Below are 21,421 nucleotides of genomic sequence, written 5' to 3'. Positions count from 1 at the left end.
TTAATCTACCACAACTTTCTTAGTTATCTCTCCTTTGTCAGTAGTGACTTTTACAATGTAAATTGCAGTAGGAGCTATTACATCAAGAGTTTGAACAGTACTATTATCAAGGTTATTCCAAGTTTTAATTGGTTGCCCAAGAATGTTAAACAACTCCACTTTTTTGATAACAGAATTATTATTGTTTCGGATAATAATTTGATCTGTAGTATTGTTCATAAACACATTGAAATCTTGTAAGAAAGGAATATCATCATTACTTAAGGCTGTACCTCCAAATAATAAAATGAAACGATCTGTATAGGTTCCTTTAGGAAGATCTAACTCTATAGGATTTTCTAAGTTGTACAATAATCCAGTAACAAGATCGCCAAGATAGATATTGTATCCATCCATATTTTCTTTCTCATCAATCATTATAGAGATAGGATCATCACTTTGTATTTGAATTCCAAGAGGAACTTGTAGTTCAGCACTTAAAGCACCCACACCTGCAATAATAAGGTTAGAATCAATTTCTTCAAAATCCCAGAACATGTCAGTTGGTTGCAAGTCGAAAGTTTGACTATCAAAACCACTTTCATATTCAAATGTGTTTCCTTGTTTAAAGTTGATACCTAATTGTCTATGCACAGCAAAGTTTTCAAATCCAGCAACAGGAGGTAGTAAATTACCATTATCAGGGTCAAAACGTATTCCATTGTCTATATAGTCCATTCCTAGTTTAAAATTAGGAAGAGTGACTTGACTGTTTCTAAAGAATACATTGTTTGTATTAGCCTCCCTTTGAGAGTTTTGGAATGTTAGTGTTCCTCCTTTGTTAGCCGGAGCAGAAACAAAGAATCCTTGTCCTACAGCTATGTATTGAGGAGGAGCCGTATAGGTTCCTTCACCTAGACCTGCAGTTCCATCGGTTACAGAGTTTGCAGCCACACCCATTGCAGAGTTACGTTGAGAATATCCACCAATATATCCAAATCTACCGTGACCTTCTACTTGTGAATCTGTAGTACTTTCACCTTGGTGTTCCCAGAAGTATAATGTTCCGTCAATTACAGCATCATTGTCTGTAATGAATTGCTGTGTATTTATCACACTAGGATATGGATTTCCAAGTAGTGAAGTAGTACCAGGGGTTAACACTTTGGTGTAGTCTCCGTCATTTGGAGACCCCATAAATGTAAAGTTCTGAGGAGCTCTTCCTGTACTTTTCATGATAAATCCTTCTGCAATATTTACATTTCCTGTACTTAATCTTTGCGACCAGTCATTTCTATCTACACCATTAAAGTATGCATATATCCACCAAGTAGCAATGGTAATAGGATTTGTAGGAGCACTATTCAAAGAAGAAATTGCACCGTTCCAGTTTTGCCAATTAATTGCTTGAGTTGTTGAATTTTCAGAAGTAGGTGTTGTTCCATCAAACATTACCGTTGAGGTAGAGTAGGTGGTGTTTCCTAAAGCTGCTACTACAGGAGAAGACCAATAACTATATCTATAGACGCTTGGTACATTACTTTCTTGATCTCTGTAGATAACCCCATTTCCTTGCACATTAGAAAGTCCTGTGTGTGATTGTACTAATTGAGCATCACCAATCAATCTGATTTCACCATCTAAGATAAAGTCTTGATTGAATTCGATAAATAGATCATTGTTGATAACAAGCTTCGAATTCGCTTTTACCCATAAACACTCTACATTAGCACTAGCAGTCATTACTGCATTAGTTCCTGAAGTTTCAGCATCAATTACCAATACCTTACCGCCATCAATTCCACCACCAATTGCATCTATAGCAGGGGCGTTTGAGGTTCCAGCACCACCAGTCCAAGCATTAGCATCACCATTCCAGAAGATTCCCAGCACTTCAGAATAGGTGAAGTATTTAGTACCATCAAAATCAAAAGTAGCTACATAATGAGCAACGCCATTGATAGTTCTAGTAGATACAGGAATGTGTTTTACATTGGATGTAAAGTCTGCATCGTCTGCAATTTTAAGGACAATTACTTCAGTAGTAGGAGTAGTTAGAGCTGCATCAATTGTCGACTGCACAGCTGCAATTTCAACAGAACCTACAGAACCTGTTTCCACAATTTTCCATTCTCTATCGAGTTGTAGTTCACTTTCACAAAGTAATGTTACTGCAGAAGTATTTGTATTGTTAACAGTAACTCCATTATGACCCCACATTAAGAATGAGGCGTCACCATTAAAGCTATTGCTATTACTTCCGTTATTAGCAGCAATAGAGCTTAATCCAATAGTTACCACAGAACTAGAATTGATAGAACGAGATTGTTTTTGATTTAAGAACTTTCCATCATCACGACCAATACCGGCTACATCATTATGATAGGTACTATTGTCAGATTCATTCCAAACAATTACATCTGGAGAACCATCAATTACATAATCACCTTCATCAATGGTAGCATCATTATCAGTTTGATTAAGAGTAATACCATACTTGATTGCTAAATACGATTGTATTTTTTGTTGCTCTGCACTGGTGGGTGCTGTATTAAAGACCATGATCTCAGCAATCTGACCGTCAAAGAAATTAGCACCAGAAGCATCAGAACCAATAAAAGAAGAACTATTGTTAGATGTAAACTGAACGCCAGCTCCTGTATTGTTGGTTGCTAATTGCAATCCATCTCTATAGATGGCTTTGTTGGTTCCTGATGGAGTAGAGGTTCCAGAAGAAGAACCACCATTCCAAATATTGAATACGTTTGCTGTACCTCCCCAAGCAGTTGTTAAGGTAGTACCAGTGGCATTATCCAATGAGAGTAAACTACCAGTAGTAGGAACTTCTAACTCTACATTTCCACCAGTTACAGCATTGGAAAATGCATGAGATGCATTTGTTGCCGAGTTAGATTCTGTTACAGCATAAATCCATATATGATCATAATTTGTAGCATTACCTAGAACACCACCACCAGTAATTTCAAGATCTTGACTTGAAGCTTCGGTAAACTGGATGGTAGGATTAAAGTTTAATCCATCTGTAGCTACGCCATCACCTAATTTGGCAGGCCCCGTACCTGTATTAGTGGCATTGAATCCACTTCCAGATTGATCGGCCCAGTTGGTTACTTCTGCGACTCCAGTCACACCAATATCTGCACGTAACCAAAGAATGTTTCCAGAAACTGAAGGAGGAGATCTATCATCATCGATATCACGATAGTCAACATCATTATATCCAGCTGCATCTGGCTGAACACTATCTGCAATGTTTACATCAGTATCAATATCTGGAAGATCTGTAGCTGGATTATTGACATCATCATTTACATCAGCGTCATTTAAGACACCTTCAAAAGCATCATCATATCCATCACCATCCGTATCGGTTCCTGTAAGAGTATTTGCATTTCCATTTTCGTTGATATCTAGAGTTCCATCACCATCCGAATCTGTATCTAAATAATCTGGATTTGCATCTGTATTGTTTCCAGTAATATTATCTGTATTCACAGCCACTAATCCAACAGAAGCTCCTGTAGAGATATCACTAGTATTACTGTCATAGTTGTCGTCTAATCCATCGCCATCGGCATCTGTAATTCCAGCACCAGAACCAGAAGGGGCAATATACCCAACAGTTAATTGCGCTTCTACGTTATCTGGAATACCATCATCGTCGGAATCAATATCTAATCGGTTAGGTATACCATCAAAATCACCGTCTCCTACTGCATCTTCATTGATATCGAGAATTCCATCGTTATCATCATCAATATCTACATCATCACCAACACCATCGCCATCGGTATCAATAAATATGACATCATCTCTATAGTCTACATCGCCAGTAGTAGCACCATCTCCATCCGCATCTAAGAGATCGCTAACGGGCGTGTTAATTTCGTCGTTTACATCGTAGGCTTCTCCTGCCGTAGCATCAGAACCTTCCCAATTGTCTAATAAACCATCACCATCGGCATCAGCAGCTCCACCACCGTTTTGGGTAATACCGTTTTCATCAGCATCATTGGTTGTGTCGTTGTCTGAATCAGTGTCTCTATAATCTGGTTCGTCTGTTCCGTCATGGTTATTTGGAGTTAAACCAACTGCGGTAAATGTATCATTGTTTTCGTATTCAGTATCTACACCATTCAACCCAACCGTTCCAGATGGAGCGGTATATCCTGTTGTAGTTTGTGCTTCTACATTATCTGGAATGCCATCATCATCTGTATCAATGTCTAAATAATCTGGAGTGGTATCTGTTGCTGTGGTTACATGAGGAGTTAGTCCTGTAGCGCTAGGAGTATCGTTATTTTCATAAATACTAAATAATCCATTTGCCCCAACTGCGGCTGCAATTCCAGTTGTTGGAGGTGCTTGGAAAGAACCAGTAGCTTGTGCCTCTACATTGTCTAAAATTCCATCACCGTCTGAATCCATGTCCAGTGAGTTAGGAATTCCATCGCCATCAAAATCGGCTACTTCTCCTTCTACAGTATCTAAGATTCCATCATTATCATCATCAATATCTATGGTGTCTACAATTCCATCACCGTCAGTATCGGTTCCTGCAAGTGTATCTCTATAATCTACATCCCCAGTTGTGGTAGCATCCGCATCCGCATCAATTAATCCAGAAGTAGAAGGTGAGGTAATTCCGTCATTAACAACAAAACCATCATTATTTGTTCCTCCTTCATAGCCATCATCTAATCCATCACCATCAGTATCTGTTCCAACCCAAGTAGGGACTCCTGTTCTACCTTCGGCATCATCATTGGTTCCATCTCCATCGGCATCTGTATCTCTATAGTCAGGTTCAGCATCACCATCAGTATTGATGAGTGTAGTAGATAAACCAGTATTAGCAAAAGAGTCATTAAAATCATATGCACTATCTAAACCATTGGCTCCAGGAACTCCGTTAGGAGCAGTATATCCTGTTGTGGTTTGCGCTTCTATATTATCTGGGATTCCGTCATTATCAGAATCGATATCTAAATGATCTGGAATGGTATCTGAATTGGTTAAACTTCCATCAGTATTAATCCATTCTGATTGCAATATTCCATTTGAGTTCGCTGCTCCTCCTAAATCATCATCATAAGCGTCATCTAAACCATCACCATCAGAGTCAGTTCCTAATTTTGCTACATAACCAGCAGTTGATTGAGCTTCGTAATTATCAATAATTCCATCATTATCTGAATCGATGTCTAAATAATCTGGAATACCATCACTATCTGTATCTGTATTTACAAAATCACAGGTACTAAAGGCAGCATACTCAAGGTAATCCATATTAATTCTACCACCAGCTCTTGTAGGCATACTAATTCTGATATGAGTTGCATCAGTTGCTAGAGTATATGTTACTGTGTGAATTGTAACATTTCCACTTCCTGTAAAATCTTGATCTCCTGCAGGAGTCATGTTATAGGTTACATTCCAGTCATTAGAAGTATTATTACCAGAAGCATCAGATTGTTGGAAAAGAAGTTGCTTATCGGCAGTATTTGAAGCTGTAGTTGTTACAGTAATTACTGTTCCTGCTGGTACAATAGCGTCTCCAGCTCTTAACTGAAGTACTAAGACATCATTTGTGTTATTCATTCTAGCACCATTTCCACCATTTTGAATTCCATCCAAAATTTCTGTTTCTCTATTCACACCTACATCAACAGTAATTGCATTGGCACCACCTGCTGGGGTATTGACTGAATTACATTCTTCTGTGTCTATAATTCCATCATCATCATCATCTATATCTACAGTGTCAGGGATTTTATCTCCATCAGAATCCAACCCTGTTACATCATCTCTGAAGTCTACGTCACCTCCAGAATTCACATCAGCATCAACATCAGGAAGATCTGTAGAAGGAGTATTTATATTATCATTAACATCATAATTTACATTGTCTGCATCAAAGTTATTATCCAATCCATCACCATCAGTATCTGAACCACTTAACACATTTCCTTCACCGTTTTCTTCAATATCAGGAGTTCCATCATTATCAGAATCACTATCTCGGTAGTCAGGTTCATCTGTTATGTCTGTATTGGTAATCGTAATTCCAGTAGGTGTATATGTATCTACATTTTCATAGGCAGAGTCTACACCGTTTTCACCTACATTTCCAGTAGGAGTTGTATAACCTAGAGTAGTTTGTGCTTCTACATTGTCTGGGATTCCGTCATTATCTGAATCGATATCTAAGTAATCTGCGCCTCCGTTACTATCAGTGTTTTCAGGGCTATTTGCTGCAACTCCACTATCTGTAGAAGTTTCATAGATATCATAGACCTTATAAAACAAAGACAATTGATACAGGAAATGACGGTAAAGCACATTTTGATATTCAGATTCCTAAAGAAGACAGAGGAAGGTATTTAATTCGTGTTATCGATCCATCAAGTGGTCATGCCACAGGAAGAACATTGTATTTCTATGATAATTGGTGGGAAAACTCACCTACAGATGATAAAGAAGCAGCCAAAATGCTCATCTTTAATTCTGATAAGAAAAGTTATCAAGTTGGAGAAACAGCTAAAATTACCTTTCCATCTGCGCATGTGGCCAAAGCACTAATAAGCTTAGAGAATGTGAGTGAAGTGATTCAGCATCAATGGGTGAATACACAAAAAGGAAAAACAATAGTAGAAATTCCTATTACAAAAAAGATGACACCTAACTTTTTTGTTAATATCTCTTTACTACAACCACATTCCAAAGTAGAGAATGACCTTCCTATACGTTTATACGGAACCATTCCTATAAAGGTTGAAGACCCTAATACCAGATTAGAACCAGTAATCTTAATGCCAAAATCTGTTGAGCCAGAAAAAGAATTTGAGATCATAGTTTCTGAAAAACAAAATAAATCAATGACTTATACACTGGCAATTGTAGAAGAAGGCCTGTTAGATCTCACTAGATTCAAAACTCCTAATCCTTACAATACGTTTTATGCTAGAGAAGCTTTGGGAGTCAGAACTTGGGATATTTATGACGATGTGATCGGAGCATATTCTGGAAGTATAGATCAAGTTTTTGCCATAGGTGGTGACGGTACTTCTTCAGCTGCTAAAAATAGAAAAGCCAATCGATTTAAACCTGTGGTAAAATACTTAGGACCTTTTACACTCAATTCAGGACAAAGAAAGCATAAGGTTACTTTACCTAATTATATAGGAGCAGTAAGAACAATGATAGTTGCTGGAAATGGAACAAAAGAAGCTTATGGTAATGCAGAAAAATCGGTAACTGTGAAAAAACCATTAATGGTATTGGCAACACTACCAAGAAAATTAAGTCCAGGTGAACAGGTAACCTTACCTGTAACAGTTTTTGCAACTGACAATCAAATTAAAAATGTGTCAGTACAATTACAGTTAAGTGACGGAATAGAGATTCTTGGAAAAAAAGAAGCATTGCTCGCATTTAATAAAACGGGAGAGCAAATGGCTTATTTTAAATTAGATGTTAGCAAAGCTAGTGGGATTAAAAACATCAATGTTATTGCCAAATCTGGATTGAAAACAGCTAAATACAATGTAGAAATTGATGTAGAAAACCCAAATCCCATTACTTCAAAGTTGATCAATAAAACGATAGGTTCAAATGAAGAAATTACCATTGACTTTAATACGTTTGGAGTTTCAGGAACTAACAGTGCTATAGTTCAAATAGCGTCAGTTCCGCCAGTAAATTTTGATGGAAGATTAGAATACTTAATACAGTATCCTCATGGATGTGTAGAACAAACTACCTCAAGCGTTTTTCCTCAGTTGTATATGAATGATCTTTTTGACCTTAGTAGTAAGAAAAAAGCTCAAATAGAACGAAATATCAAAAAAGGAGTAGAAAGATTAGGACATTTTCAAAGACCTAATGGTGGCATGAGTTATTGGATTGGTGAAACAGATTCAAATGATTGGGGTTCTAGTTATGCCGGTCATTTCATGATAGAGGCCGAGAAAAAAGGATATGTATTACCATTCTCATTCAAATCTAATTGGGTACGCTATCAAAAAGAAGCAGCAAGAAACTGGAAACCCAGTTATGATGGTTATAGCGACTTAAATCAAGCTTATAGGTTATATACTTTAGCATTATCTGGAAACCCAGATTTAGGTGCAATGAACCGTTTGCGCGAGTATGATAGAATTTCCAATGATGCAAAATGGAGATTGGCGGCAGCTTATGCATTAGTAGGTCAAAAACAAGCAAGCAGACAATTAGCAAATACTGCATCGATAGAATTTCATAATGGAAGTTATTCTTACAGCTATGGTTCTGTAACTAGAAATAAAGCCATGGCATTAGAAACGATGCTCCTTTTAGAAGATGAAAGAACTTTTGATTTTGCCAAATCTATAGCAAAAAATTTATCTTCCAATCAATGGATGAGTACACAAACTACTGCCTATAGTTTATTGTCTATGGGAAAAATGCTGGTGAAAAATGGAGGGAAATCTATTCAAATCGAATACAACTTTAAAGGAAAGAGAGACAAAATAACTTCCTCAAAAACCATAGTTGAAAGAACCTTACAAGTAACTGAAGGGAAAAATCAAATACAACTAAAAAATATTGAAAAAAACACTGTATATGTAAGTGTTGTTAATAAGGGAAAATTACCGCTTGGAAATGAGTTACCAATCAATCGAGGGTTTCGTGCAGAAGTTACTTATGCATTACCTAACGGAATTCCTTTAGATATAACAAAACTAGAACAGGGACAAGATTTTATGGCAACGGTTATCGTTAAAAACCTAAAAGATGAAAGCGTAAAAGATATTGCGCTCACACAGATATTTCCTTCCGGTTGGGAAATTGTCAATACACGATTTACAGATTTTGGAAATACAGTAACCAGTAAAGCAAGATATACAGATATTAGAGATGATCGTGTTAATTTCTATTTCGATTTAGGTCGAAAAGGAACAGGAAACGGACAAAAAACCTTTCAAGTATTGTTAAATGCTTCTTACCTAGGAAAATATTATTTACCTGGATTACAAGTAGAAGCGATGTATGATAACGATTATTTGGTTAGAACTAAAGGAAGTTGGATAGAAGTGAAGAAGTAAAGGAAAAGGATAAAGAACTACGATTGAAGAGAGAAATCTCAACATCGGTTCATCTTAATTGTTGTAATAATGAAAATTAACAAAGCATATATCAAAAAACACAAGATAAAGTTATCAATACTAACCATTGTGTTAATAGTGTATGCTTTTTGTTTGCCAAGTGAACTGTTTAATGAGCCAACTTCAACAGTTGTACTTAGTAGAGAAGATAAACTGTTAGGAGCAAAAATTGCTAAAGATGGACAATGGAGATTTCCAGAAAACAACAGTGTTCCAGAGAAATTCAAAACCTGTTTAATCTTATTTGAAGATGAACACTTTTACAAACATCCAGGATTTAATCCTGTTTCAATATACAAAGCTTTTCAGCAGAATAGAAAAGCAGGTAAAATTGTTAGAGGAGGTAGTACACTCACCCAACAAGTTATTCGTTTGTCTAGAAAAAGAACTCAACGCACCTATTTTGAAAAGTTTAAGGAAATTATTCTTGCCACTCGATTAGAATTAAGAGAAAGTAAAGAAGAAATTCTTTCCTTATGGGCAAACAATGCTCCCTTTGGAGGAAATGTAGTAGGATTAGAAGCGGCTTCTTGGCGATATTTTAATAGAAGCCCCCACAATTTATCATGGGCAGAAGCTGCCACTTTAGCTATTTTACCCAATGCACCAACATTAATCTATCCAGGTAAAAATCAGGAAAAATTATTAAAGAAGAGAAATCGCTTACTCAAAAAACTATTAGAGAAAGAAATTATTGATTCTTTAACTTACAAACTATCTATTCAAGAAGAAATTCCTTCTAAACCTTACGCAATACCACAAATCACTCCTCATCTGTTGCAGAAAATTAGTAAGAAACAAGAAGGACAATTGGTAAAAACTACCATTGCTTATGATTTACAGCAACAGGTAAATAAAGTAGTGAAGTCGCATTACACGCATTTGGCGCAAAACGAAATATATAATGCAGCTATTTTAGTTTTGAATGTAAAAACTCGTGAAGTGTTAACCTATGTTGGAAACACTCCAACAACAAGAGATCATCAGAAAGATGTTGATATAATAGATAAGCCTAGAAGCACAGGAAGTATTTTAAAACCTTTCTTATACGGAGCTATGTTGGATAATGGTGATATTTTACAAGAAACATTGATTCCAGATATTCCTACACAGATAGGAACTTATAAGCCCGAAAATTTTAATCAAGATTATGCAGGGGCAATTCCTGCTAAAAAAGCTTTGTCACGATCTTTGAACATTCCTGCTGTAAAGATGTTACAAACTTTTGGAACAGATAAACTTCATGATTATTTGCAACAAATGAATTTCACTACGATGAAACAATCAGCTAATCATTATGGTTTATCATTAATACTTGGAGGTGCAGAAAGTAATCTATGGGACCTGTGTAAAAATTATGCAGCCTTTGCATCTACAATTAATCATTATGAAGGATCTATGCAATACTTTTCAAATGAGTTTTGTGAACCTATATATGTGTATGGAGAGAAAGTAGATTTTGGGAAAAAACAAGAAGAAAAAAATATACTCAACGCTGCTTCTATGTATTTGACCTTTGAGAGCTTGAAAGAAGTTTACAGACCTGGTGATGATCAGAATTGGCAATACTTTGATTCATCAAAACAAATTGCTTGGAAAACAGGAACAAGTTTTGGGTTTAGAGATGCATGGGCAATTGGTACCACTCAAGATTATGTTGTAGGAGTTTGGGTTGGAAATGCAGATGGTGAAGGAAGACCTGGTTTGGTGGGTGTGCAAACAGCAGCTCCAATTTTATTTGATGTATTTGATAAACTTCCGAAAAGTAAATGGTTTACTGCACCCTATAATGAAATGGTAGATATAGAGGTTTGTACTAAAAGCGGATATAGAGCTACAGGGATTTGTGAAGATAAAAAATCAATGGCTATTGCGGTTACAGGACTTAGATCAGAACCTTGTCCTTATCATAGAATTGTAAATTTGGATCAAACAGAGCAATTTCTAGTAAATACATCTTGTGAAAATGCAGATAAAATTGTTCAAAAATCTTGGTTTGTTTTACCGCCAGTATTAGAACATTATTATCAAGAAAAGCATCCATTGTATAAGAAACTTCCCGATTTTAAAGAATCCTGTATCAATACAAGCGAAGAATCAATAGCTTTTATTTATCCTAAAGAACAGACAAAAATTTATCTTCCTAGAGATTTCAATGGAAAAAAGAACGATGTAATACTAAAAGTGGCGCATACAGATCATGAAGCAACCTTGTTTTGGTATTTAAATGATACTTATCTTGGAAAAACTCAACAGTTTCATGAATTTGCTTTACAACCTAAAGAGGGAAAATATACAATTACCGTTGTAGACGATCATGGAAATGAATTAAAGAAAGTGATAGAAATTAAGACGTAATTAATTTTTTTCTCAAAGAAGATATTAAAAAGTCAAAGAATTATCAATTCTATAAAGCATTGACAAAAAAAAGAGATTCTTCTCATTGAATACTAGGATTTAAACCTTTAAAATATTGATTTCTTAGTAGATGCCTCATTTTGTTATTATCTGTTTTTGAGGAGAAATCGTTTTCGAAAATTCGAATTCATAGTGCAATTTGGTTATAAGCATTTTTTATCTAACATTCGTAGTTGATAAGTCAAAAATGAAAACAAATAAAGTGGTAGAAATTGTCAGAAATAAACAATGATTATTCGAAATAGTAATATTAGAAATATCTATAATTACAACGGAATAATTAACATTTTTCGCATCAATATTTACTAACTTTACACATTCAATTTAATTGAATAGATCAATAACAAAATCAATAATGGGCATACCAGAAGATTATAAAATCACAAACATTGTAGAACAAAAAAACTATTTGGTTAATGGAGAACTGAAAGCTTGGTTTGGAGATACTGCCAATGTTTATTCTACAATATCATCTACAAATGAATATAAACCTACTTTGCTTGGATCTATTCCTCAGTTAGGAGAACAAGAAGCGATGGATGCATTAGATGCAGCCAGCAAAGCTTATGATAGAGGAAAAGGATTATGGCCAACAATGAAGGTTGACGAACGAATCGCATGTTTAGAAAAGTTTACTGAGCAGATGAAAACAAAGCGAGAAGAAGTAGTAAAACTATTAATGTGGGAGATAGGAAAAACACTAGCAGATTCACAAAAAGAGTTTGATAGAACTATTGATTATATCTACGATACAATAGAAGATTACAAGCAAATGGATAGAGATAGTGCTAAGTTTCACAAAGAAGGTGGAATCCATGCACATATCAGAAGAGGTCCTTTAGGAGTTGTTTTATGTTTAGGACCATATAACTACCCTTTAAATGAAGCTTTTTGTCTATTGATCCCTGCTTTAATTATGGGGAATACAACAATCTTTAAGCCGGCTAAATTTGGTGTGCTATTAATGTCTCCTTTGATTGAGATCTTTCAAAACAGCTTTCCAAAAGGTGTTGTTAATATTATCTACGGTAGAGGTAGAGTATTGGCAACTCCAATTTTAAAGTCAGGAAAAGTAGATGTATTGGCTCTAATTGGAAATAGTTCTACAGCTAAAGCCTTACAAATTCTTCACCCTAAGAGTAATCGACTTCGTTTAGTTCTTGGATTGGAAGCAAAAAATCCAGCTATTGTATTACCCGATGCAGATCTTGACCTTACTATTGAAGAATGTTTAACAGGATCACTGTCTTTTAATGGACAACGATGTACAGCCTTAAAGGTTTTATATGTGCATGAAGACATTGTTGATGAATTTAACAAGCGATTTAGTGAACGTGTAGATCAATTGAAATTTGGAAATCCTTGGGAAGAAGGTGTAAAATTAACACCGCTACCAGAGCCAGACAAACCAGCTTATATTCAAGAATTGATTGATGAAGCAACAGAAAAAGGAGCTATTATTTTAAATGAAAAAGGAGGACAGACGACAGATAATTATATTTATCCTGCTGTGATGTATCCTGTAACAAAAGAGATGCGTTTATTCCATGAAGAGCAATTTGGCCCCATTGTTCCTATCGTTCCCTTTAAGGATATCGATAAGCCTCTAGATGATATTGCTGATTCTAATTACGGACAACAAGTAAGTTTATTTGGAAAGAATATAGAAACCTTATCTCCATTAATAGATAGTTTGGTCAACTTAGTATGTAGAGTAAATTTAAACAGCTCATGCCAACGAGGTCCAGATGTTTATCCATTTACAGGAAGAAAAGATTCTGCTGTAAGTACATTAAGTGTGCATGATGCATTACGATCATTTTCCATTAGAACCTTTGTAGCCTCTAAAGACAATGAATATAACAATGCAATTCTTGAAGAATTGTTAGAAAAGAAGACATCTAATTTTATTAGTACTGATTATATTTTATAAAAAGACGGCTGAAAAATTGAAGATTCATAAATTTCAGCCTGCTTTTTTTTCAAGTTGCTAAATCTTTCAAAAAAAATCAATCTACGAGTTGTAAATTCAAATTAATTTATAATTTTACCCCATGATTTTAAGTCAATATAAAATAGTACCCGCGAACCCCGCACGCCGTCGCCGCTAATTCTTCATCAAAAACAGCAACGAAGTATTACTATTTTATTTAAAATCAAATTGAACACAACATTTCACATATTTCCTATTTTATCTCAAGTTATTTTTCAAAATAACTCAAACTGCGTACGTCGCTTTTTCCCGCGTCGCCCGTAAGGGTGTCTTCTATTTTATGGAACTCTAGGTGAGTCCGGTTCTGATTCCAATCATCACATAAGTAAGTTAATAACAAAAAAATCAAGAATAATGGAAATCATTATTGCTGATAAATCACATAGTATCTACGCAGATATTATCTGCAAAACCATTGAAGATTCTGCAAATGTTAGAGGAACTGGTATCGCTAGAAGAACTCCTGAGTATATCATAACCAGAATGAAAAACGGAAATGCAGTAATTGCATTAGATGGAAATAATTTTGTAGGGTTTTGCTACATAGAAAAATGGGATCATGGAAAGTTTGTAGCAAATTCTGGGTTAATTGTCCACCCAAATTATAGAGGCAAAGGTGTTGCTAAACTCATCAAAAAGAAAGTGTTTGAACACTCAAGAACCAAATTTCCAGAAGCTAAGGTTTTTAGTATTACCACAGGATTGCCTGTAATGAAAATGAATAGCGAATTAGGGTACAAGCCTGTTACATTTTCAGAATTAACAAAAGATCAATCCTTTTGGAAAGGCTGTCAAACTTGCAAAAATTATGATGTCTTACAAAGAACTTCACAAAGCATGTGCTTGTGTACAGGAATGCTTTATGATCCAAACTCAGAAGTAAAAAACAAAAAGAAAGTAAAAGAGAATGTGTTTAAAAGATTAAAAAGAATCAAACAAAATACATTTCTAAAAAAGAATAAAAAGAACTCATGAAAAAACTCGTGTTAGCCTATAGTGGCGGATTAGATACTTCATACTGTGCAGTTTATTTCTCTAAAGATTTAGGATATGACGTACATGCAGTAAGTGTGAATACAGGTGGATTTTCCCAAATTGAAATCAATGAAATTGAAAAGAAGGCCTATGCAATGGGGGTATCTACTTATCAGAACATCAATGCAATTGATACCTATTATCAAAAAGTAGTTAAGTATTTGATTTATGGTAATGTCTTAAAGAACAATACGTATCCTTTGTCGGTAAGTGCAGAGAGAATTATTCAAGCTATTAAAATTATAGAGTATGCAAAGAAAATTAATGCTGATTATATAGCGCATGGAAGTACAGGTGCAGGAAACGATCAAGTACGATTCGATTTAATCTTTCAGACCTTAGCTCCAGAAATTGAGATTATTACTCCAATAAGAGATCAAGCGCTAACAAGACAGCAGGAGATTAAATATTTAGAATCAAAAGGAATTAAACTTTCATGGTCTAAGGCAAAATATTCTATCAATAAAGGATTGTGGGGTACAAGCGTTGGAGGAGAAGAAACACTAACATCTTACCAAGCATTACCTGAAGAAGCCTATCCATCACAATTAGAAAAAAAAGGCGAAGAAAAAGTAAAGCTAACTTTTTCAGAAGGTGAATTAGTTGCTGTAAACAATCAAGAGGGGTTACCGCAAGACAATATTGAAAATCTTAACAATCTCGCTTCTAAATACGCTATTGGGAGAGATATTCATGTAGGTGACACTATAGTAGGAATTAAAGGTAGAGTAGGTTTTGAAGCAGCAGCAGCTTCTATTATTATAAAAGCACATCACTTGCTAGAAAAGCATACACTTACAAAATGGCAGCTGCAACACAAAGATTATCTGGCCAATTGGTATGGTACACATTTACACGAAGGATTGTTTCTAGATCCTGTTATGAGAAACTTTGAATCTTTTCTAGAAAGTAGTCAGCTATATGTTTCCGGAGAAGTAACAATTACACTAAAACCATATCATTTCTCTTTAGATGGAATTGTTTCCAAACACGATTTAATGAATGCAGATTTTGGAAGTTACGGAGAAGAAAATAAAGGATGGACTGCAGGTGAAGCCAAAGGGTTTATAAAAATTTACGGTAACCAGAGTAAAATTTATCAAAGTATAAACAAATGAAACTACAAGTAGGAATCATAGGAGGAGCAGGTTATACTGCTGGTGAACTGATTAGAATATTAATCAATCACAAACAAGTGCATATCAATTTTATTTACAGTACCTCCAATGCTGGAAACCAGGTCAGTAATGTGCATCAAGATTTAATAGGCAGTACAGATTTAGTTTTTTCAAGTGAAATAAAACCAGATATAGATGTGTTGTTTTTATGTTTAGGACACGGAAATTCTAAAAGCTTTTTAGAGCAATATTCTTTTTCACCAATAACTAAAATCATTGATTTAAGTAATGACTTTAGATTAAACGCTAATGCTATTTTTCAAGGAAAAGAATTTGTGTATGGACTTCCAGAGTTACAGAAAGATAAAATCAAAAAAGCTACTTATGTAGCAAACCCAGGTTGTTTTGCAACCGCTTTACAATTAGCCATTTTACCATTAGCCTCAAAAGGTTTGTTACAGAATGATGTTCATATCAATGCTGTAACAGGAGCTACAGGAGCAGGTGTGTCGTTGTCTAAAACAACTCATTTTACATGGAGAGACAACAATTTCTCTTACTACAAACCTTTCACACATCAACATTTAGGAGAAATCAATCAAACAGTAAAACAATTGCAAGAAAATTTTGATTTCGATTTAAACTTTATGCCGAACAGAGGAAATTTTTCAAGAGGAATATATGCAACTACTTATACAGAGTATTCAGGAAGTTTAGAAGACGCCAAAAAACTCTATGAAAATTATTACAAAGATTCAGCATTCACATTTGTGTCAGAAAACGAATTGCATTTAAAACAAGTAGTAAATACAAACAAATGTTTGATTCATCTTCATAAGTATCAAAACAAACTATTAATCACTAGCTGTATAGATAACCTGTTAAAAGGAGCATCAGGACAAGCAGTGCAAAACATGAACCTCATGTTTGGGCTAGAAGAAAAAGAAGGATTGAAGTTAAAAGGAACATATTTTTAAAAAGAATTGAAATGAAAATAGTCATTATAGGAACAGGAAATTTAGGTTGTTCAATAGCAAAAGGACTCATTAATACCAATGCAATTACCTCTTTGTATTTAACAAAGAGAAATTTAGAGTCTATACATGAGTTTGAAGGATATAAAAACGTTTACCTCACTACAGATAATAGAACAGCAATTGAAAAATCCGACATCATCATATTTGCTGTACAACCAAGGCATTTAGAAAGCATTCTTCTAAAGAGTAAAGATTTATTTACCAACAAACACGTGTTGATATCTACTATTACTGGATTTTCTATAGATAAGATAGAAGCAATTGTAGGTCAAGATCAATTTATTATTAGAGCGATGCCCAATACAGCAATTGCAGTTGGAAAATCAATGACATGTTTATGTAGTAATGAAAAAGGTTTCGACAGAATTAAAATTGCTGAATCTATTTTTAACAGATTAGGGACTTCAATAACTATTCCTGAAAGTCAGATGCAAGCAGCTACAGTAGTTTGTGCAAGCGGAATTGCTTTTTGGATGCGATTGATAAGAGCTACCACACAAGCAGCTATTCAGTTAGGCTTTGATGCTAAAGAAGCACAAGAACTAGCTATGAATACCTGTGAAGGTGCCGCTAGCTTATTGATTGCAACAGGAAATCATCCAGAACAAGAAATAGATAAAGTAACTACACCAAAAGGCTGTACCATTGAAGGTCTTAATCAGATGGAACACAAAGGTTTAAGTTCATCTCTAATCCAAGGTATGGTAGCATCCTTTCAAAAAATTAACAATATAAAAACCGAACAGTTATGAGTTTATTTGACGTGTATCCGCTTTTTGATATCACTCCAGTAAAAGCAAAAGATGTATATGTGTATGATGAAGATAATACACCATACCTTGATTTATATGGTGGCCACGCAGTTATTTCTATTGGTCATTCACATCCAACATATGTATATAATATTGCCAAACAATTAAATGAGTTAGCTTTTTATAGCAACTCTATTCAAAATCCATTGCAAGAACAATTAGCAGATGAGATTGTGAAAATCTCAGGATGCAAAGATTATCAATTATTCTTATGTAATTCTGGAGCAGAAGCTAACGAAAATGCATTAAAATTGGCCTCTTTTCATATCAATAAGAAGAAAGTAATTGCATTTAAAAATGGTTTTCATGGAAGAACATCTGCAGCCGTTGCTGCTACAGATAATCAGAAAATAATTGCGCCTATCAATGCACAACAAGAAGTTGAGTTGTTTGATTTGGGTGATTTATATGGAGTAGAAAGAGCGTTGCAAAAAGAAGATGTATGCGCTGTTATTGTCGAATGTATTCAAGGAATAGGAGGATTAGATGAAAGTTTTTCTAGCTTTTACAAAGGCTTAGAGAGGCTTTGTAAGAAGTACAGAGCTTTATTCATTGTAGATGAAATTCAAAGTGGTTTTGGGAGAACTGGCGACTTTTTTGCTTTTCAAAAGCATAAAATACAACCAGATATTATATCAATGGCAAAAGGAATGGGAAATGGTTTTCCTATAGGTGGAATTCTTATTCACCCTAACATAAAAGCATCCCACGGTTTGTTAGGAACTACTTTTGGGGGTAATCACTTAGCTTGCGTAGCTTCATTATCGGTTATTGATATTCTTAAGAAACAAAGATTGCTAAAAAACGCTTCAGAAATTTCAACATACTTTGTTAAGAAAGCTAAATCATTACCAAAAGTAAAAGCGATAAAAGGAAGAGGTCTAATGCTTGGGTTAGAATTTGATTTTCCTGTTGCTCAGATGAGAAAAGACCTCATATTCAAACATCACATCTTTACAGGAAGTGCTAAAAACCCAAACGTATTAAGAATTTTACCGCCTTTAACCATTCAAAGAGAACATGTTGATCAGTTTATAGAGGCTTTAAAAGAAGTATTATCATGAAGAATTATATAAATATAAGTGACATTGAAAATATTCCGAAAACCATTAAGGAAGCTATCAAGTTAAAAGAGAATCCTTTTCAAGATAAAACTTTAGGAAAACATAAAACACTGATTATGCTATTCTTTAATTCTAGCTTACGAACTAGGTTAAGCACAGAAAAAGCAGCAAAAAACCTAGGAATGGATGTGATGATATTAAATATTAGCAATGCATGGAGTCTAGAATATGAAGACGGAACTATAATGAATCTAAACACTGCTGAACATGTTAAAGAAGCTGCTAAAGTTATATCTCAATATGGTGATATCATTGCTATAAGAGCTTTTCCCAGCTTAAAAGAGAAAGTGAAAGACGAATCGGAGTATGTTTTGAAAAATTTCCAAAAATATGCAACAGTTCCAGTAATTAATATGGAAAGCGCAACAGCTCACCCTTTACAAGCTCTAGCCGATGCTATAACCATAGAAGAATTGAAAATGGCTGATAATCCAAAAGTAGTGCTATCATGGGCACCACACCCTAAAGCATTGCCTCAAGCGGTAGCAAATTCTTTTGTGAGTATGATGAAAGAATTACAAGTCGATTTTTCAATAACACATCCTAAAGGATATGAGTTAAACTCAGCAGTTACAAAAGATGTTGCAGTTAACTATAATCAACCAGAAGCATTAAAAGATGCTGATTTTGTATATGCTAAGAATTGGAGTAGTTATCAAGAATATGGCCAGGTATTATCTACTGATGAGAATTGGAAGATTACAAGCGAAAAACTCGGAACAGCAAAATTTATGCACTGTTTGCCAGTAAGGAGAAATGTTGTCGTTGAAGATAATGTACTAGATGGTAAAAACTCAATAGTCATAGATCAGGCTAATAATAGAACATTTGCAGCTCAAATTGTATTGAAAAAAATTTTAGAAGAATTAAAGAGTATAGAAAATGGGTAAGAAGAAACTAAAAGTGATAAAAATAGGAGGGAATATTATAGATGACCAAATGAAGTTAAAAGACTTTTTAAAATCTTTTGCGAAATTAAAAGGACCTAAAATACTTGTCCACGGAGGAGGGAAATTAGCTTCAAAAATGGCAAAAAAAATGAATGTTCCTGTAGAAATGATAGAAGGAAGAAGAGTTACAAATGCAGAAACTTTAGACATAATTACGATGGTTTATGCAGGGAAAATCAATAAGAATATTGTTGCTCAATTGCAAGCAAATAACTGTAATACAATTGGCTTTTCCGGAGCAGATGGTAATACTATTATTGCTAAAAAAAGACCGGTAAATGAAATTGACTATGGATTTGTTGGTGATATAGTAAAAGTTGAAGTAAGTGTAATTAAATTATTGTTAATCAACAATTTATCAATTTTATTTTGTGCTATATCTCATGATAGAAAAGGACAGTTATTTAACACCAATGCAGATACAATTGCTTCTGAATTAGCCATAGCTCTTTCAAAAGATTTTGAAGTTGAGTTATACTATTGTTTTGAAAAAAATGGTGTCCTTAAAGATATTCATGATGATAGCTCAGTAATTGAGAAAATAGATCAAAAAAACTACATAACATTCAAAGAGCAAGGTATCATTTCAGATGGGATGATTCCGAAACTCGATAACTGTTTTTATGCATTGGAAAAGAAGGTTAAAAAAATATGCATCGGGAAACCAGAAATGTTATTTGATAAAAATATAAAGTTCACAAAAATTCACAAATGAGAATAGAAAGACTTACAAATGATGCGATTGCATTGTTAAAACAACTAATAGAAATCCCATCTTTTTCATCAGAAGAAGATAAAACAGCATTACAAATAGAAAAGTGGTTTCAAAATTATGAACTCGAATACCAGAGAACGCAAAACAATGTGTGGGCTATAAATAAGTATTTTGACAAAGACAAGCCAACATTGTTATTAAACTCGCATCATGACACTGTTAAGCCCAATAGAGGTTATACTAAAGATCCTTTCAAGGCTTTGGTAGAAGATGGAAAGTTATTTGGCTTGGGGAGTAATGATGCTGGAGGATGCTTGGTTTCTCTGTTGGCAACCTTTGCTTATTTCTATAATCAAAAAGATTTAAAATACAATTTGGTTATAGTAGCATCAGCAGAGGAAGAAAGTAGCGGACAAAATGGACTCAATAGTATGCTATCTGTAATTCCTAAGGTAGATGTTGCTATTGTTGGAGAACCAACTTTGATGCAATTGGCAATAGCAGAAAAGGGCTTGGTTGTATTTGATGCAAAAGTTTCTGGAACTCCAGGACACGCTGCACATCCTAATAACAATAACGCTATATATAATACCATTGAAGTATTGAAATGGTTTGAAAGCTATCAGTTTGAGAAATCATCTGAGAGTTTAGGAGATGTAAAAATGACAGTAACCCAAATCAATGCAGGAAAACAACACAATGCGATTCCTGCTGAAGTTGATCTTGTTATCGATGTAAGAGTTAATGATCAGTACAGCAATCAAGAAATATCAGATATTTTACAACAGGAATCGCCTTGTGCTTCTATAGTGCCAAGAAGTCTACGGTTGAATTCGTCATCAATTCCAGTTTCTCATGAGCTGGTACAGTCAGGAATTTCTCTAGGAAGAAAAACTTATGGATCACCAACTTTATCTGATCAATCGGTATTAAGTTGTCCTTCTTTAAAGTTAGGACCAGGAGACAGTACGAGATCGCACACAGCAGATGAGTTCATATATCTTCAAGAAATAGAAGAAGGAATCGATTTGTATATCAAACTGTTACAACAAGTAATCAAATAAACTGAAAAA

General features: G+C 34.6%; 12 protein-coding genes. 11 read left to right on the top strand and 1 reads right to left on the bottom strand.

All coding sequences use genetic code 11. The features are described 5' to 3' along the window. The gene (locus AAON49_RS01775) at positions 1-6,342 is read right to left on the bottom strand and encodes a DUF8202 domain-containing protein (RefSeq protein WP_349552192.1); all 6,342 of its coding nucleotides are present in this window, start codon (positions 6,340-6,342) and stop codon (positions 1-3) included. 89 nt (positions 6,343-6,431) lie between these two features. On the opposite strand from AAON49_RS01775, the gene AAON49_RS01770 reads away from it, so the two are divergent. The 11 genes from AAON49_RS01770 (at position 6,432) to AAON49_RS01720 (ending at position 21,412) form a co-directional block, all read left to right on the top strand. Further along, positions 6,432-9,086 carry an alpha-2-macroglobulin family protein gene (locus AAON49_RS01770; protein WP_349552190.1) on the top strand — a complete coding sequence of 885 codons (2,655 nt, stop codon included), beginning with the start codon at positions 6,432-6,434 and terminating at the stop codon, positions 9,084-9,086. Positions 9,087-9,155: 69 nt separating this feature from the next. Next, a complete protein-coding gene (gene pbpC, locus AAON49_RS01765) occupies positions 9,156-11,504 on the top strand; it encodes a penicillin-binding protein 1C (RefSeq protein ID WP_349552189.1) in 2,349 nt (782 codons plus the stop codon). Positions 11,505-11,919: 415 nt separating this feature from the next. Beyond that, positions 11,920-13,497, top strand: coding sequence for an NADP-dependent glyceraldehyde-3-phosphate dehydrogenase (locus AAON49_RS01760; protein WP_349552187.1), 1,578 nt, complete (start codon positions 11,920-11,922; stop codon positions 13,495-13,497). A gap of 414 nt (positions 13,498-13,911) precedes the next feature. After that, entirely contained in the window at positions 13,912-14,532 is a 621-nt protein-coding gene (locus AAON49_RS01755) for a GNAT family N-acetyltransferase (protein WP_349552186.1), read from the top strand. After that, positions 14,529-15,710 (top strand): argininosuccinate synthase, encoded by a 1,182-nt coding sequence (locus tag AAON49_RS01750; RefSeq protein WP_349552184.1) that lies wholly within the window; start codon positions 14,529-14,531, stop codon positions 15,708-15,710. Before AAON49_RS01755 ends, AAON49_RS01750 begins: the two co-directional genes overlap by 4 nt. After that, positions 15,707-16,687, top strand: a complete 981-nt coding sequence (argC, locus tag AAON49_RS01745; protein ID WP_349552182.1) for an N-acetyl-gamma-glutamyl-phosphate reductase — start codon at positions 15,707-15,709, stop codon at positions 16,685-16,687. The genes AAON49_RS01750 and argC overlap by 4 nt, the downstream gene beginning before the upstream one ends. 11 nt (positions 16,688-16,698) lie before the next feature. Then, entirely contained in the window at positions 16,699-17,499 is an 801-nt protein-coding gene (gene proC, locus AAON49_RS01740; RefSeq protein WP_349552180.1) for a pyrroline-5-carboxylate reductase, read from the top strand. Further along, the gene (locus tag AAON49_RS01735; protein WP_349552179.1) at positions 17,496-18,623 is read left to right on the top strand and encodes an aspartate aminotransferase family protein; all 1,128 of its coding nucleotides are present in this window, start codon (positions 17,496-17,498) and stop codon (positions 18,621-18,623) included. The genes proC and AAON49_RS01735 overlap by 4 nt, the downstream gene beginning before the upstream one ends. Then, positions 18,620-19,573, top strand: coding sequence for a Rossmann-fold NAD(P)-binding domain-containing protein (locus tag AAON49_RS01730; RefSeq protein ID WP_349552178.1), 954 nt, complete (start codon positions 18,620-18,622; stop codon positions 19,571-19,573). Before AAON49_RS01735 ends, AAON49_RS01730 begins: the two co-directional genes overlap by 4 nt. Next, positions 19,566-20,348, top strand: a complete 783-nt coding sequence (gene argB, locus AAON49_RS01725; protein ID WP_349552177.1) for an acetylglutamate kinase — start codon at positions 19,566-19,568, stop codon at positions 20,346-20,348. Before AAON49_RS01730 ends, argB begins: the two co-directional genes overlap by 8 nt. Continuing rightward, on the top strand, positions 20,345-21,412 hold the full coding sequence (locus tag AAON49_RS01720) for a M20 family metallo-hydrolase (protein WP_349552176.1): 1,068 nt from the start codon (positions 20,345-20,347) through the stop codon (positions 21,410-21,412). The genes argB and AAON49_RS01720 overlap by 4 nt, the downstream gene beginning before the upstream one ends. The last annotated feature ends 9 nt before the right edge of the window (positions 21,413-21,421 follow it).

Origin of the sequence: Pseudotenacibaculum sp. MALMAid0570 (genome assembly GCF_040151415.1) — a bacterium.
GTDB lineage: Bacteria > Bacteroidota > Bacteroidia > Flavobacteriales > Flavobacteriaceae > Polaribacter.
The sequence above is the reverse complement of the archived record's forward strand: the minus strand, read 5'-3'. Positions and strand labels throughout refer to the sequence as shown.

What these genes read in the sequence shown, in the direction of transcription:
- AAON49_RS01755 (WP_349552186.1), top strand. Translation starts at nt 13,912, where the DNA reads ATGGAAATCATTATTGCTGATAAATCACATAGTATCTACGCAGATATT.
- pbpC (WP_349552189.1), top strand. Translation starts at nt 9,156, where the DNA reads ATGAAAATTAACAAAGCATATATCAAAAAACACAAGATAAAGTTATCA.
- argC (WP_349552182.1), top strand. Translation starts at nt 15,707, where the DNA reads ATGAAACTACAAGTAGGAATCATAGGAGGAGCAGGTTATACTGCTGGT.
- AAON49_RS01735 (WP_349552179.1), top strand. Translation starts at nt 17,496, where the DNA reads ATGAGTTTATTTGACGTGTATCCGCTTTTTGATATCACTCCAGTAAAA.
- AAON49_RS01760 (WP_349552187.1), top strand. Translation starts at nt 11,920, where the DNA reads ATGGGCATACCAGAAGATTATAAAATCACAAACATTGTAGAACAAAAA.
- AAON49_RS01750 (WP_349552184.1), top strand. Translation starts at nt 14,529, where the DNA reads ATGAAAAAACTCGTGTTAGCCTATAGTGGCGGATTAGATACTTCATAC.
- AAON49_RS01730 (WP_349552178.1), top strand. Translation starts at nt 18,620, where the DNA reads ATGAAGAATTATATAAATATAAGTGACATTGAAAATATTCCGAAAACC.
- argB (WP_349552177.1), top strand. Translation starts at nt 19,566, where the DNA reads ATGGGTAAGAAGAAACTAAAAGTGATAAAAATAGGAGGGAATATTATA.
- AAON49_RS01720 (WP_349552176.1), top strand. Translation starts at nt 20,345, where the DNA reads ATGAGAATAGAAAGACTTACAAATGATGCGATTGCATTGTTAAAACAA.
- proC (WP_349552180.1), top strand. Translation starts at nt 16,699, where the DNA reads ATGAAAATAGTCATTATAGGAACAGGAAATTTAGGTTGTTCAATAGCA.